This window comes from Streptosporangium sp. H16 (assembly GCF_051918855.1).
Classification (GTDB): domain Bacteria; phylum Actinomycetota; class Actinomycetes; order Streptosporangiales; family Streptosporangiaceae; genus Streptosporangium.
The window spans coordinates 56675-69882 of the sequence record NZ_JBPXMD010000029.1 but is presented as its reverse complement, the minus strand read 5'-3'; the positions used below and the strand labels follow the sequence as shown (position 1 = coordinate 69882).

Sequence of the window (13208 nt, the reverse complement as noted above, 5' to 3'; positions counted from 1 at the left end):
GCACAGCGTGGGCGGAAGGTCGATAATGTCCGCTGGAACCGCATGGCTGGACGGAGGACATCATGGCGTCGCCGCAACCTGAGCGCCTCAGGTTCGACCCCACGATCCCGAACGCGGGCCGGATAACCGACTACTTCCTGGGCGGCAAGGACAACTTCGCCGCCGACCGGACCGCCGCGCAGGCGGCACTCGCGATCGCCCCCGAGCTCCCCGCCATGTCGCGGGAGGGGCGCAGGTTCCTCGGCCGCGCCGTGCGGTTCCTCGTGCAGGCCGGCATCCGGCAGTTCGTCGACATCGGCTGCGGCCTGCCGACCCAGGGCAGCGTGCACCAGATCCTGCGCGGCGTCGCGCCCGAGGCGCGGGTCGTCTACGTCGACAACGATCCGATGGTCGTCGTCCACGCCCAGGCCCTCCTGAAGGAGGACAGCCCGGCCACGGTCATCGAGGCGGACATCCGCGACCCGGAGCGGCTCCTGGCGCATCCCGGCCTCACCGACATGATCGACCTCGACGAACCCGTGGCGATCCTGCTGTTCTCGGTGCTGACCGACTTCTCCGACGACGTGCAGGCCATGCAGATCACGGCCGCCCTGCAGAAGGCCGTCGTGCCGGGCAGCTACCTGGCCCTCTCCCACGCGGTCTCGGACCTGTGCCCGGAGAGGACCGCGAGGCTCGCCGCCCTCTTCCAGGACAGCGGGTCGATCACCGGTCCCCGGCGGGCGAACCTGCGGACCAAGGCCGAGGTCGAGCTCTTCCTCGACGGGCTGCGGCCGGTCGAGCCGGGGATCGTCTACATCCCGGAATGGCGGCCGGAGGGCGCGGTGCCCCACCGGCCGGACTCCGTCTGGGTCGTCGGCGGCGTTGCCCGCAAGGAATAGACTTTCTTGGCAAATAATCACGTTTTTCATGCATAAACCGCGTCTTGACACCTGTTCACGCATCGCGCGGTTCTTTATCGTCACAGGAAAAGGAGGAGCCGATACATGAGCGATGCGTCCCGGCGGCCGGGGGCGGGCCTGGACACCAGCGTGCCCAACATCGCCAGAATGAACGACTACTTCCTGGGCGGTAAGGACAACTTCGCCGCCGACCGCAGGGCGGCCGAGGAGGTGCTGGCCATCGCACCCGAGGTCAGGGCCATGACGCACGAGGCCCAGGCGTTCCTCGGCCGGGTGGTGCGCTATCTCGTCGGGCAGGGCATGACCCAGTTCGTCGTCATCGGCTCCGGGCTGCCCACCCGCCGCAACGTCCACCAGGTGGCCCAGGAGAGCGCGCCCGGCACCCGCGTGGTCTACGTCTCCAACGACCCGGTGGTGCTCTCCCACGGCCGCGCCACGCTGGCCACCAACCCCCACACCACCGTCGTCGAGGGTGACGTCATGCACCCCCGCGAGCTGCTCACCGACCCGGAGCTGCTGCGCCTGGTCGACCTGGACCTGCCGGTGGCCGTCCTGATCCTGTCGGCCCTGCAGTTCATCCCCGACGAGGACGACCCGCACAAGAGCGTGGCCGTTCTTCGCGACGCGGTGCCGGTCGGCAGCCACTTCGGCATCGGTCACGTCGTCTTCGACACGCGCCCGGAGGCCCAGCGCCCGCTGGTCGAGATCTTCCAGCGGATCCTCGGCCGCGGCGAGGACGCCTCACGGCGGAGCGAGCAGGTGCTGCGCTTCTTCGACGGGCTGGACCTGGTCGATCCCGGCCTGGTCTACGTACGCCACTGGCGCCCCGACAACCCGCTCGCCGCGCAGGGCCGCGACAGGACGTGGACGATGGGCGGGGTGGCCCGCAAGTCCGGGGGCTGACCCGGCTCCGGCACGGACCCCGCCCGGCCTAGCCCGCGACCAGGAGGTCGTCGCGCTCGACGGCCTCCAGGGAGAGCGTCTTGTAGCCGACCTCGTCGAACAGCACGGTGATCCGGTCGCTCTCCCTGCTCATCACCATCCCCGGGCCCCAGGCGCTGTGCCGCACCCTGGCGTGCATCGCGAAGGGCCCCTCCTCCGCCGCCCCCTTCACGGCCTCCGGCTCGTCGGGGAGGCCGGCACGGCAGGTGTCGCAGGCCTCGCAGCCGCGCTCGCGCGGCTCGCCGAAGTACTCGAGCAGGAAGCGGCGGCGGCAGCCCGTGGTCTCCGCGTACGCGCGCATCATGTCGATCCGGGAGTCGTCGATGCGGCGCCGGGTGTCGTCCAGCTCGACGGCCCGCGCCGCGGCCGCCTCGGGCTCGGGCCCCTCGGGCACCCCGCGCAGGTCGCCCTCCCCGGTGACCTCGATCGCGTTCGCCCGCTCCAGCAGGTTGACCAGCCGGGTGAGCCGGGTGGCGCCGACGCCGAGCAGGGTTCGCAGCTCCCCCGCCGGTACGGTGCCGCCGTGCTCGTGCACCAGCGTGGCGACGCGCAGCAGGAGCTCCTCGTCGGCCCGTCCCCCGGCGAAGAACCTGCGCAGCCCGAGGTCCTCCGAACGGTAGAACAGCACCGCGGCGGCGGGCTCGCCGTCCCGTCCCGCGCGGCCGATCTCCTGGTAGTAGGAGTCCGGCGACTCCGGCGGGGCGGCGTGCAGCACGAACCGCACGTCCGGCTTGTCGATGCCCATGCCGAACGCCGAGGTCGCGACCACCACGTCCAGCTCGTCGTCGCGGAACATCTCGTGGATCCTGTGGCGCTCTGCCGCCTTCATCCCCGCGTGGTACGGCTCGGCCCTGCGACCGGCCTCGCGCAGCGCGGTGGCGTACTCCTCGGCGGCGCGGCGGGTGGCGACGTAGACCAGCCCGAGCCCGGAGCGGGACGCCGCGTCCTCCACCAGCGCCCGCCTCAGGTCCTCCTGGGTGACGAAGCGGCGCACCTCCAGGTCGATGTTGGGCCGGTCGAAGCCCCGCACGATCTGACGGACGTTCCTCAGGCCGAGGGCGGCGATGATCTCCTCGCGCACCGCGGGGGCGGCCGTCGCGGTCAGCGCCACCACCGGCGGATGCCCCAGCCGCTCGATGACCTGGCCCAGCCTCAGGTAGTCGGGCCGGAAGTCGTGCCCCCACGCCGACACGCAGTGCGCCTCGTCCACGGCGATCAGCGAGGGACGCGCGGCGCGCAGCCGCTCGACCGTCTCCGGTTTGGCGAGCTGCTCGGGCGAGAGGAACACGAACTCGGCCGCGCCCGCGCGTACGGCCTCCAGGGACGCCTCGCCGCCGGACTGGGCGGAGTTGACCGCGACCGCACCGCCCGCGTCGGCCTCGGCCAGCCCGGCGACCTGGTCGCGCTGGAGGGCGATGAGCGGTGAGACGACGACGGTGGGCCCGTCGAGCAACAGGGCCGGCACCTGGTAGACGGCCGACTTGCCGCTGCCGGTGGGCATGACCACGAGGGCGTCGCCGCCGCCCAGCAGGTGGCGCATGGCGTCGAGCTGCCCGGGCCGCAGGTCCCGCCAGCCGAAGACCTTGCGGGCCACCGCCCGCAGCCTCCGCGCCCTCGGCCCGAACCTGTCCTTGATGTTCATGCCCTCCGCCTTCCCTCCGCGTGACGGCCAGTTACCCGTGGATCGGGGCGCTAGTCGCGCGACGTCCCCTTGATCGCCGGATGGCACGAGACGGGTATGGGCGGGCGGTGGACACGGGCCGGAGGCACGCGTGCGGAGCCGTGGGATCAGGACACGCGTGCGGAGCCGTGGAAGCAGGGACACGCGTGCGGGGCCACGGGTGAGGGGCGCCCCGCACGGGCACCCCTCCTTCGGCCGGAGCGACCCGGCCGGCCGGGCCACGACGGCCACCGGGGCCGTCGTGGTCGTCACGGCCGTCGTGACCGTCACGAGCGTCGCGAGCGTCGCGTCACCGCGGTCACTTCGGCATGAGCACCGTGTCGATGAGGTAGACGACGGCGTTGGAGGTCTGGATGTTGCCGCAGACGACCTTGGCGTCGTTGACGGTGAAGTCCTCGCCGGAGCCCGTGACGTTCAGCGTTCCTCCCTGCATCGTGGTCAGGTCGCCGCTGCTCAGGTCCTCGGGGGCCTTCTTCCCCTCGACGACGTGGTAGGTCAGGACCTTGGTGAGCTGCGCCTTGTCGGCCAGGAGCTTGTCGAGCGCGTCCTTCGGGATCTTGGCGAACGCGTCGTTGGTCGGCGCGAACACCGTGATGTCCTTGGCGGAGTTGAGCGTCTCGGTCAGGCCTGCCTGCTCGATCGCCTGGGCCAGCGTGGACAGGGCGGGGTTGGAGGCGGCCGCGGTGGCGACCGGCTGCGAGGCCATCTCGCTGAGGCTGCCCTCGCCGCTGGCGGGCAGGGACGCGCACCCGGGGCCGAACGGCTCCGTCATCATGCCCGAGGGCTCGGGCGACATGCTGTCCGTGGGCGAGGCGCTGTCGGTCGGCAGAGCCGTGTCCGTCGGAAGCGGTGTGGGAGAGAAGATGCGCGCGTCGGCGGCGGCCGCCTGCGCGGCGGGGACGGCGGTCAGGGCGAGCACGGTCAGGGCCGATGCCAGAAGAGACTTCTGCTTCACGGTTATCTCCTTGTTTGGGCGGATGAGCCATCCGGGGTCCGTCGGCGGGTTCCCGAGCCACTCATGTCCTGCATTGGAGATCAATTCCCTGATATTTGGTGTCAAATGCCCCATTAGACGACTCTTGACCACATATCTCCCGAGAAAGAGAGCCATTTTCCATTCGTCAGGGCGTTAATTCGGGCGTGCCACATCCCCCGTAGAGTGGGCATTATGAGCCCGAAGATCGCAACCAACGAGGTCGTCTCCCGCGACCGGCTTCTGGATTTCCTCCGTGTCCGCCACCGCGCGCTGGTCATCACGGCGCGGCGCGACGGCAGGCCGCAGGCGTCCCCGGTGACCTGCGGCGTCGACGCCGAGGGCCGGATCGTGGTGTCCACCTACCCCGAGCGGGCCAAGACCTCCAACGTCCGCCGCGACCCCCGGGTCAGCATCGTGGTCCTGTCGGACGACTTCGACGGCCCCTGGGTGCAGGTGGACGGCACCGCCGAGGTCCTCGACCTGCCGGAGGCCCTCGAACCGCTGGTCGACTACTACCGGTCGATCTCCGGCGAGCACCCCGACTGGGACGAGTACCGGGCGGCCATGACGCGGCAGGGCAAGTCGCTGCTGCGCCTCACCCCGGAGCGCTGGGGCCCCATCGCCACCGGCGGCTTCCCGGCCCGGCTGGCCTGAGGGACGCCCCCGGGTCAGGCGCCCAGGTCGGCCAGGACGGCGTCGGCGGCCCGGCGCCCCGAGACCAGGGCGCCCTGCTGCGAACCGGTGTCGCGGTGGTCCCCGCACACGTAGCGGCCCGGCGCGAGGCGCACCGGGCGCCGCAGCCGGAACGGCGGCACCATCGCGGGCAGCGCCCCCTTGACGGCGTACGTCGCCAGATGCTCCCAGCCCGAGGTGTCGGTCCCGTAGATCTGCGACAGCCGCGCCCTGACCCGGGGCTCGTCCGCGTCGGAGAGGACCCCCAGCACCGACGTGGAGACCAGCGCGCGGCCCGGCGGGGCGTACTCCGGCGCGGCGTCGCTGATGACCAGGGTGTCGGTGATGTGGCCCTCCGCGTCGACGATCTGCGTGGGGTCGTCCATGGGGGAACGGGAGGCGGCGTGGTAGAAGGTCGTCACCGAGCGCATCGCCGGGATCTCCAGCCCCGGACAGAGCGTGGCGGCCATGGCGGGGTCGGTGGCCACCACCACCGCGCGGGCCGGGATCGTCGCGCCCCCGGCCGTCTCCACCCCCTCCCCGGTCACGGCGAGGACCGGGGTGCCCGGCGCGAGCGCCCCCTCGGGGAGGCGGGCGGCGAGCTGCCGGGTGATCTCCCCCATGCCGAGCGCGGGCACCCCGACCGTTCCCCGGGCGAAGGCGCGCCAGACGAGGTGGAAGAAACGGCTGGAGGTCTCCAGCTCCCGCTCCAGGACGACGCCCGACAGGAACGGGCGGATCAGCTTCTCGACCATCTTCGGCGAGACGCCCCAGTGCCGCAGTTCCTCGCGCGTGGTGCGCTCGCGCCCGCCGCGCAACAGGCTCGCCGGCAGCAGGAGGTCCCGCGCGGTCAGCGCCGCCAGGGCCGCCTTGTCGGCCGGTGAGCCCACGTCGGCCAGCAGCCCGCTGAGCGCCTGGCCCGGGTGGCGCCAGGGCAGCATGAGCCGCTCCCGCCGCCCCCTGTCGAAGGAGATCAGGCCGGACGGGATCGGGCGCAGGTCCAGGGCGGCGACGTCGAGGACCCGCGCGGCCTCCGGGTAGGCGGTGTTGAACACCTGGAAGCCGTGGTCCAGCCGGAAGCCGTCCACGACGTCGGTGCGTACCCGGCCGCCCACCTCGTCCGCCGCCTCGACGACGCGGACCTCCACTCCCGCCGAGCGCAGCCGGAGGGCGCACGCGAGACCGGCGAGCCCCGCACCGACGATGACCACCGTGTCCCGCATGACGCGTCCCCCCGGGTCGACGGCGGCACGGAGTCCGCGGGCCCCCCGGGTTCACCGGGTTCACCGGGTTCACCGGTCCGTGGGTCCGTGGAGTCCCCCGGCTGCGGGGTCCGCCGCCTGTGTCTTCGAGAAGGCGGGTGCCGGGGGTTGCGTCCGCCGCTCCCTTCCTCGTACGACCTACCCCAGCCTCACGGTGATCTCTCCCCCGAGCCGGAAACCTCCGGTCAGCTCCAGGTCGTCGCCGCTCCAGAACCGGCCGGGGTCGTACCAGTTCGGCCGCCGTCCCCCCGGCAGCAGCCCCATGGCCTCGTACGTGACCGCGACGACCTCGGCGCAGTAGGCGCTCTCCAGGGCGCTCTCCTCCGTACCCCGCTTGAAGATCTTGGGCACCCGCCCCTTCATCCAGCGGCCGGCGAGCCTGGCCGTCGAGGGGAAGGGCGTGCCGTCCAGCCGGGCGACGGTGCGCAGGACGGCGTCCTCCATCTCGCGGGGGGTCTGCGGCTCCAGTTGCCGCAGCCAGCCGCGCTGGCCGTATCTGGTCGCCCAGACCGTGACCGCCTCCCGCAGGTCGTGCAGCTGGACGCCGCGCTGGTGGGTTCCCGACCACAGGTCGGGCAGGGAGCGGCCCAGTTCCGCGTGCCACATCAGGGGCGGCATGTCGTCGATGACGACCGACATGCCGACGTGGTTGACGGGGCTGTTCGTCATGGTCTGGATGGCTCGATCGGGCACCGTTCGACCGCGGAACAGCCACACGTCGCCGGTGCGGGTCAGGTTGACGGCCTCGTCGAGGCTGATGCTCTTGCCGGACATTCCGCTAGCGTAGGCACATGCGATGGTGGAAGGTACTCGGTCTGGCAGGAGTGGCGGGCGTCGCGGCCACGGGGGTCGTGATCGCGCGGGCCGAGCGCCGGCGGCAGGCGTACACCCCGGACGAGATCCGCGCCCGCCTCCGCGCCCGCCTGGAGGAGTCCGCCGGAGAGCCCGCCGAGCCGGAGCCGAAGACCGTCGACCCCGCCGACCGGGCCCCCTGAACGAACGCGTCCCGGCCCGCCCGTGGGCGGGCCGGACCCGCGACGGCGCTCACACCGGCCCGTCGGAGGCGAGGGCCGTGGACAGGGCGTCGAGGGCGGCCGGGTAGGCGCGCTCGGACGAGGCGGCGAAGCCGACCAGCAGGCCCCGCGGGCGGCCGGCGGGATCGTGGTGGAGTTCGGTGAGACCGCGCAGGGCGACGCCGTGGCGGGCGCACCTGGCCAGGAGCCGGTCCTCGGTGGGGCCGCCGGGCGCGAGGGTGACGAAGGTGTGCAGGCCGGCGGGGACCCCCTGGGCGGTAAGGCCTGGAACGGCGGCCAGCCGGTCGAGGAGGAGTTCGCGGCGACGGCGGTAGCGCAGGCGGGCGGCGCGGATGTGGCGGTCGTAGGCGTGGGTGGTGATCAGGTCGGCGAGGACGAGCTGGCCCAGGGTCTCGGTGTACAGGTCGGATCGTTCCTTGGCCAGCGTCACCGGTCGCACCAGGTGCGGCGGCAGGACCATCCAGGCCAGGCGGAGGGCGGGGCCGAGGGTCTTGGACGCGGTGCCGCAGTACACGACCTGGTCGGGGGCGACGCCCTGGAGGGCACCGACGGGCTGGCGGTCGTAGCGGTACTCGCCGTCGTAGTCGTCCTCGACGATCAGACCGCCCGTGGAGCGCGCCCACGCGACCAGTGCCTGGCGGCGGCCGGGACGCAGCGGGACGCCGGTCGGGTACTGGTGCGAGGGGGTGAGGAACGCCGCTCCCGCGCGCCGTGTCAGCGTCTCCACGCGGGCGCCGTGCGCGTCGACGGGCAGGGCGAGGACGGTGAGCCCCGCGCGCCGGACGACGTCGCGGAAGACGTTGTGGCCCGGGTCCTCCACGGCCGCGGTGCGGGTGCCGTCCGCGGCCAGCACCCCGCTGAGCAGGCCAAGACCCTGATAGTAGCCCGAGGTGATCACGATGCGGTCCGGGGTCGTGATCACGCCGCGGGTGCGGCCCAGGTAGTCGGCGAGCGCCTCGCGCAGCTCGATCCGCCCCTGCGGGTCTCCGGCGCCGAAGACCTCGGGGCGGGCGTGGGCCAGGACGCGACGGGTGGAGGCGAGCCAGGCACGGGTGGGGAAGGCGCTGACGTCGGGGCGGCCGGGGCGGAGGTCGTGGGGCGGGGTCACCGGCGCGGGCGCGCGGGGCGCGGGAGCCTGGGCGCGTCGCGGCGCCTCGGCCACGCTGGTGCCCGATCCCGGCCGCGTGGTCAGGTAGCCCTCCTCGACCAGCTGGTCGTAGGCGGCGCTGACGGTGCCGCGCGAGAACCCGAGTTCCCGGGCCAGCCCGCGCGTGGACGGCAGGAGCGTCCCCGCGGGCAGGCGCCCCTGACGGATCGCCGCCCGGAGCGCGGACTCCAGGCCGGAGCGCCGCCCGCCCGCCGCGTCGGGGGAGATGTACAGGTCGAGCCGGGAACCGGCCCAATAATTCGGCATGAAACTGGATCTTATTCTTGGTCCGGTGACCTTCTACGTTCGAGGTGAGCCTGAACGGGGAGCACGAGCGCGAAACGGATCGCCGTCATCGCGATCGGTGCGCGACCAGGGCCGCTCGGCCGTCCTCGCGATCGGTGCGCCGGCCGGGGCCGCTCGGCCGTCCTCGCTCACCTCCCGCACACCGCGACGAAGGGACCCCGGTGATGATCGTGATCGCCCACCTCAGCGACACCCACATCGACGGCGGGGAGCGCAGCGCCGAGCGCACCCGGGCCGTCATGGACCACCTCGAAGACCTCCCCTACGACCTGGACGCCGCCCTGGTCACCGGCGACATCGCCGACCACGCCCTGCCGGAGGAGTACGAGCGGGCCCGCCTGCTCCTGACCTCCCGGCACCCGGTCATGATCTGTCCCGGCAACCACGACGAACGCGCCGCGTTCCGGCGGCACCTGCTCGGGCGGCCGGAGACGACGGCGCCGATCAACCAGGTGCACCACGCGGCCGGCGTCGTCATCGCCCTGTGCGACTCCTCCGTGCCGGGCAAGGACGAGGGCTTCCTCGAGGACGAGACGCTGGCGTGGCTGGAGGACACCCTGACCCGGGCCCCGGCCCGGGTGCCCGTGCTGGTCGGCTTCCACCACCCGCCGGCTCGGCTGCACGCCCCCTTCGTCGACGGCATCCGTCAGTTCGGCGCGGAGCGGCTCGCCGCGATCGCGGACCGCCACCCCAACCTCGCGGCCTTTCTGTGCGGGCACGCCCACACCCCGGCGGCGACCACCTTCGCCGGACGGCCGCTGCTGGTGGCACCGGGAGTCGTCTCCACCCTCCGGCTCCCCTGGGAGCACCGGGCCCACGCCGAGGACCACGTCCACCTCGACCAGCCGCCCGCGCTCGCCTTTCACATCCTGGACGACGAGGGACGCCTGACCACCCACTACCGGTGCCTCCCCGCGCCGGGGACGAGGTAGAGGCCGGAGCGGGGGTCATGGAGGCCGGCGCGCGCCTGGTAGACGTTCATGATCACCAGCATCAGGACCGAGAAGGCCCCGTACTGCAGGCCGCTCAGCCCCACGGCGAGGTCGATCGGGGCAGCCAGGGCGATCACCACCCGGACGGCCGCGTCGGCCAGCGCCCCGACGCCCCAGACGACCGTGGAGACCCGCCACACCCGGCGGAAGCGCGGCGAACCACTCCAGAGGTCGTCCCACGACACGTCCCTGGCACCGGTCCGGCCCTCCAGCAGCGGCCGGGAGAACTGCAGGGCCAGCGGTCTCGGCCCCCGGGCGGTGGCCAGAAACCAGCCGCCGGCCACGACCATCAGCAGGGCACCCTTGAGGAGCAGGAAACGGGGGCTGCCGCCGACGACCGCCAGCCCGGCGCTCACCAGCATGGCGCTCGCCATGAAGAGGCCCACGGAGTCGAGGCGGCGCTCCCTGACGAGGACGGCGACCATTCCGGTGCCGGGCACCAGGGAACCGGCGACCAGGGCGGTGACGTAGCCGACGTCCGCCGCGCGCAGGGCGTAGTAGAGGCCGATGGGCAGGACGAGGTCCACGAGCATCAGGACGGCCGCGGCCCGACGGCCCGCGCTCGTCCTCGTCTCCGCCCTCGCCCCGGCCCCCGTTCCCGTCTCCGGCTCCGCCCCTGCTCTCGCCTCCGCCCCGGCCCCCGTTCCCGTCTCTGTCTTCGGATCCGTCCCTGTTCTCGTCTCCGTTCCCGGCTCCGCCCTCGCCTCGCGTTCCGCTCTCATCTCCCGCTCCGCGTGGCCAGGTCGAAGATGGTCACCAGCTCGGCGGCGTAGAGGGCGGTGTCGACGTCCGGGTCGGCCTCCAGCAGGAAGGGCAGCCCGTCCACGGACCGCTGGATGCTCATCGCCATCACCCTCGGCTCGAAGGCGCGGAACTCGCCCTCCCGCTGGCCCCAGCGCAGGATCTCCTCGATGTGGGAGAGGGTTCCCAGGTCGGTGGCCGCGTCATGGGAACGTTCGCCGTCCTCGCCCCGGTAGTTGACGAAGATCTCGTACAGCGCCCTCATCCGGACGCGGTGGGTGGCGATGAACTCGACGTTGCCCGTGATGTAGGCCCTGATCGCCCCACCGGCCGTGAGCTCCGCCCGCACCCGCTCGGACATGAACTCGCCGATCTCCCGGTGGACCTCGGCGACGACCTGGGCGATCAGCTCGTTCTTGCCCCGGAAGTGGTACGAGATCAGGCGGGTGCTGCTGAGCCCGGCCCGCTCGGCGATGCGCGCGAAGGAGGCCTGCCCGTACCCCAGCTCGGCGATCGTCTCGATCGCCGCCTCGACGATCTGGGCGCGTCGCGCGGTGGCCGCGAGACTCGAAGGCTTTGTTACTTGCATAAGTAATAAATAACTCGGACGAGTAACAAGCGCAAGGGGCGGACCGGAAAACGGTCCACCCCTCGCGTCCTCGCCGTCGGGCCCCCGGGCCCGGACCCGTCAGTCGAAACGGATCGCGGCCGGGTCCCATCCCTCGGGCAGCGGCGCCGGTACCGGGCAGGTGCTGCCGATCTCCACGAACTCGGCCCGCTCCGCGGACTCCGCGACGGCGATCATCGTGTCGAGGACGTGCAGGCCCAGCTCGCCGGTGGTCCGGTGCGGCCTTCCCTCGCGGATGGCCTGGGCCATGTCGAGCACGCCCAGGCCTCGACCGGCCTCGGTGCCCTTCGCAGGGACCGGCACCCACTCGTCGTCGACGGCCCGGCGCAACCGCACCTCACCGCCGAAGGTGTTGGGATCGGGCACCCGCATGGTCGCCTCGGTACCGGTGATCTCGACGAACCCGGTGCGGCGCAGCGGCGAGTCGAAGCTGAAGACCATCGTGGCGGCCTGTCCCGCGGCGAACTCCAGGAGCGCGCTCGTGTGGGTGGGCACCGCCACCGGAAAACGCGTCCCGGCCTTGGGACCGGAGCCGACGACCCGCTCGTCCCTGGCCCTGCGGCCGACCGCGGTCACCCGCGACGCCGGGCCGAACAGGGTCACCAGGGTCGTCAGGTAGTAGGGGCCCATGTCGAACAGCGGCCCGGCTCCCGGCTGGAAGAAGAACTCCGGGTTTGGGTGCCACGACTCGGGGCCGGGCGTCTGGAACAGGACCAGGGCGGTGAGCGGGGTGCCGATGGCCCCCTCGGCGACGAGCCTGGCCGCGGTCTGCAGCCCGGCGCCCAGGAAGGTGTCGGGGGCGCTGCCCAGGAGCACCCCCGCCGCGGCGGCGGCCTCCACGAGCCGCGCGCCGGACTCCCGGTCCACGGTGAACGGCTTCTCGTTGTAGACGTGCCGTCCGGCCCGGACGGCGGCGAGCGCCACCTCGGCGTGCGCGGCGGGGACCGTGAGGTTGACCACCAGCTCCACGTCGGGGTGCGAGGTCGCCTCCTGCGGGGAGGTCGCCACCGGCACGCCGTACCGCGCGGCGACCTCCGCGGCGCGGTCCAGGTCGAGGTCCGCGCACGCCACCACCCGCACGCCGGGGAAGGAGGTGAGGTTGCCCAGGTACTGGTGGCTGATGTTCCCGCAGCCGACGATCGCCACCCCGAGCGGGCCGGTCACGGGTTCACCCGCCCGGCGGCGGCGAGACCGGTCAGGTAGGCGTGGCTGTCGGCCAGCGCCTGGAGCATGTCGGTGGCGCAGTGGTCGAGTTCCACGATCCGCACCGCGTCCGGCGCGGTGTTCAGCGCGTCCACGATGGGCACCCGGCCGGAGCCGACCGCGGTCATCGGGCCCTCCTGCGTGGCGGGGCCGTCCTTGACGTGCAGGTGGCTCACCCGCTCGCCGAGCCGGGTCAGCAGCTCCGACGGGTCGACCCCGCCGGTCGCCGCCCAGTAGAGGTCCACCTCCAGCAGCACCGAGGGGTCCAGCAGCTCCGCGAGCACCTCCAGCGCGGGACGGCCGTCCACCCGCTGCTCCAGCTCCCACCAGTGGTTGTGGTACCCGAGCCGCAGCCCGTGGTCGGCCGCCTCGCGGGCCGCCTCGCCGATGTTCCTGGCGGCCAGCTCGACCCCCTCCCTGCCGGCGAACCACTCGGCGGGGGCGGCGGGCACGATGACGGTCTCCGCGCCGACGGTGACGGCTCCGGCCAGCGCGGCCGCGCGCCGCTCGTCGAGGAGCGGGGCGTGCACGCTGCACACCGAGAGCCCCGCCTCCCGCAGGTCGTCGCGGAGACCTTCCGGATCGAGGTGCACGTCGTACGGCTCGACCGCGCCGTAGCCCATGCCGGCGATGCGGCGCAGCACGGCGCGGCGGTCGACGGCCGCCTGTTCGCGCACGGAGTACAGCTGGACGGCTAGTGAGCTCATCGGTTCTCCTTAGCGTGG

At 72.9% G+C, this 13208-nt stretch carries 14 protein-coding genes; 5 read left to right on the top strand and 9 right to left on the bottom strand.

Going from position 1 to position 13208, the window contains the following annotated elements; translation table 11 throughout:
• The first annotated feature begins 62 nt into the window (after nt 1-62).
• Entirely contained in the window at nt 63-878 is an 816-nt protein-coding gene (locus ACTOQ2_RS34340) for an SAM-dependent methyltransferase (RefSeq protein WP_440104989.1), read from the top strand.
• A gap of 105 nt (nt 879-983) precedes the next feature.
• Nucleotides 984-1802, top strand: coding sequence for an SAM-dependent methyltransferase (locus tag ACTOQ2_RS34335; RefSeq protein WP_440104988.1), 819 nt, complete (start codon nt 984-986; stop codon nt 1800-1802).
• Between the two features lie 28 nt (nt 1803-1830).
• Here ACTOQ2_RS34335 and ACTOQ2_RS34330 read toward each other — a convergent pair whose 3' ends face one another.
• The gene (locus tag ACTOQ2_RS34330; protein WP_440104986.1) at nt 1831-3483 is read right to left on the bottom strand and encodes a RecQ family ATP-dependent DNA helicase; all 1653 of its coding nucleotides are present in this window, start codon (nt 3481-3483) and stop codon (nt 1831-1833) included.
• Nucleotides 3484-3820: 337 nt separating this feature from the next.
• Nucleotides 3821-4477: a fasciclin domain-containing protein gene (locus ACTOQ2_RS34325; protein ID WP_440104985.1), complete on the bottom strand. Its 657-nt coding sequence runs from the start codon at nt 4475-4477 to the stop codon at nt 3821-3823.
• 213 nt (nt 4478-4690) lie between these two features.
• On the opposite strand from ACTOQ2_RS34325, the gene ACTOQ2_RS34320 reads away from it, so the two are divergent.
• Nucleotides 4691-5152: a PPOX class F420-dependent oxidoreductase gene (locus tag ACTOQ2_RS34320; RefSeq protein ID WP_440104983.1), complete on the top strand. Its 462-nt coding sequence runs from the start codon at nt 4691-4693 to the stop codon at nt 5150-5152.
• Nucleotides 5153-5166: 14 nt separating this feature from the next.
• On the opposite strand, the gene ACTOQ2_RS34315 is transcribed toward ACTOQ2_RS34320, so the two are convergent.
• Together ACTOQ2_RS34315 and ACTOQ2_RS34310 are read right to left on the bottom strand one after the other, a co-directional pair.
• Nucleotides 5167-6393 carry an NAD(P)/FAD-dependent oxidoreductase gene (locus ACTOQ2_RS34315; RefSeq protein WP_440104982.1) on the bottom strand — a complete coding sequence of 409 codons (1227 nt, stop codon included), beginning with the start codon at nt 6391-6393 and terminating at the stop codon, nt 5167-5169.
• A gap of 177 nt (nt 6394-6570) precedes the next feature.
• Nucleotides 6571-7206: a hypothetical protein gene (locus ACTOQ2_RS34310; protein WP_362694859.1), complete on the bottom strand. Its 636-nt coding sequence runs from the start codon at nt 7204-7206 to the stop codon at nt 6571-6573.
• A 17-nt stretch (nt 7207-7223) separates the two neighbouring features.
• Here ACTOQ2_RS34310 and ACTOQ2_RS34305 point away from each other — a divergent pair, with 17 nt between their 5' ends.
• Nucleotides 7224-7427 carry a hypothetical protein gene (locus tag ACTOQ2_RS34305; RefSeq protein WP_440104981.1) on the top strand — a complete coding sequence of 68 codons (204 nt, stop codon included), beginning with the start codon at nt 7224-7226 and terminating at the stop codon, nt 7425-7427.
• A 49-nt stretch (nt 7428-7476) separates the two neighbouring features.
• Here the strand turns inward: ACTOQ2_RS34305 and pdxR are convergent, their stop codons facing one another.
• Complete coding sequence (pdxR, locus tag ACTOQ2_RS34300; RefSeq protein ID WP_440104980.1) at nt 7477-8880, bottom strand: MocR-like pyridoxine biosynthesis transcription factor PdxR; 1404 nt, start codon at nt 8878-8880, stop codon at nt 7477-7479.
• 203 nt (nt 8881-9083) lie between these two features.
• On the opposite strand from pdxR, the gene ACTOQ2_RS34295 reads away from it, so the two are divergent.
• Nucleotides 9084-9851 carry a metallophosphoesterase gene (locus tag ACTOQ2_RS34295; protein ID WP_440104979.1) on the top strand — a complete coding sequence of 256 codons (768 nt, stop codon included), beginning with the start codon at nt 9084-9086 and terminating at the stop codon, nt 9849-9851.
• On the opposite strand, the gene ACTOQ2_RS34290 is transcribed toward ACTOQ2_RS34295, so the two are convergent.
• The 4 genes from ACTOQ2_RS34290 to ACTOQ2_RS34275 form a co-directional block, all read right to left on the bottom strand.
• Entirely contained in the window at nt 9818-10633 is an 816-nt protein-coding gene (locus tag ACTOQ2_RS34290) for a VC0807 family protein (RefSeq protein ID WP_440104977.1), read from the bottom strand. The two genes, ACTOQ2_RS34295 and ACTOQ2_RS34290, sit on opposite strands and share 34 nt — an antisense overlap.
• Nucleotides 10630-11241 (bottom strand): TetR/AcrR family transcriptional regulator, encoded by a 612-nt coding sequence (locus tag ACTOQ2_RS34285; RefSeq protein WP_440104976.1) that lies wholly within the window; start codon nt 11239-11241, stop codon nt 10630-10632. The genes ACTOQ2_RS34290 and ACTOQ2_RS34285 overlap by 4 nt, the downstream gene beginning before the upstream one ends.
• A gap of 99 nt (nt 11242-11340) precedes the next feature.
• Nucleotides 11341-12444: a Gfo/Idh/MocA family protein gene (locus ACTOQ2_RS34280; protein ID WP_440104975.1), complete on the bottom strand. Its 1104-nt coding sequence runs from the start codon at nt 12442-12444 to the stop codon at nt 11341-11343.
• Nucleotides 12441-13190, bottom strand: coding sequence for a sugar phosphate isomerase/epimerase family protein (locus ACTOQ2_RS34275; RefSeq protein ID WP_440104974.1), 750 nt, complete (start codon nt 13188-13190; stop codon nt 12441-12443). Before ACTOQ2_RS34275 ends, ACTOQ2_RS34280 begins: the two co-directional genes overlap by 4 nt.
• Nucleotides 13191-13208: the final 18 nt, after the last annotated feature.

Bases quoted from the DNA above. Each gene is read 5' to 3' on its own strand.
- pdxR (WP_440104980.1), bottom strand. From the start codon at position 8,880: ATGCCGAATTATTGGGCCGGTTCCCGGCTCGACCTGTACATCTCCCCC.
- ACTOQ2_RS34330 (WP_440104986.1), bottom strand. From the start codon at position 3,483: ATGAACATCAAGGACAGGTTCGGGCCGAGGGCGCGGAGGCTGCGGGCG.
- ACTOQ2_RS34315 (WP_440104982.1), bottom strand. From the start codon at position 6,393: ATGCGGGACACGGTGGTCATCGTCGGTGCGGGGCTCGCCGGTCTCGCG.
- ACTOQ2_RS34305 (WP_440104981.1), top strand. From the start codon at position 7,224: ATGCGATGGTGGAAGGTACTCGGTCTGGCAGGAGTGGCGGGCGTCGCG.
- ACTOQ2_RS34335 (WP_440104988.1), top strand. From the start codon at position 984: ATGAGCGATGCGTCCCGGCGGCCGGGGGCGGGCCTGGACACCAGCGTG.
- ACTOQ2_RS34285 (WP_440104976.1), bottom strand. From the start codon at position 11,241: ATGCAAGTAACAAAGCCTTCGAGTCTCGCGGCCACCGCGCGACGCGCC.
- ACTOQ2_RS34290 (WP_440104977.1), bottom strand. From the start codon at position 10,633: ATGAGAGCGGAACGCGAGGCGAGGGCGGAGCCGGGAACGGAGACGAGA.
- ACTOQ2_RS34310 (WP_362694859.1), bottom strand. From the start codon at position 7,206: ATGTCCGGCAAGAGCATCAGCCTCGACGAGGCCGTCAACCTGACCCGC.
- ACTOQ2_RS34320 (WP_440104983.1), top strand. From the start codon at position 4,691: ATGAGCCCGAAGATCGCAACCAACGAGGTCGTCTCCCGCGACCGGCTT.
- ACTOQ2_RS34340 (WP_440104989.1), top strand. From the start codon at position 63: ATGGCGTCGCCGCAACCTGAGCGCCTCAGGTTCGACCCCACGATCCCG.
- ACTOQ2_RS34275 (WP_440104974.1), bottom strand. From the start codon at position 13,190: ATGAGCTCACTAGCCGTCCAGCTGTACTCCGTGCGCGAACAGGCGGCC.
- ACTOQ2_RS34295 (WP_440104979.1), top strand. From the start codon at position 9,084: ATGATCGTGATCGCCCACCTCAGCGACACCCACATCGACGGCGGGGAG.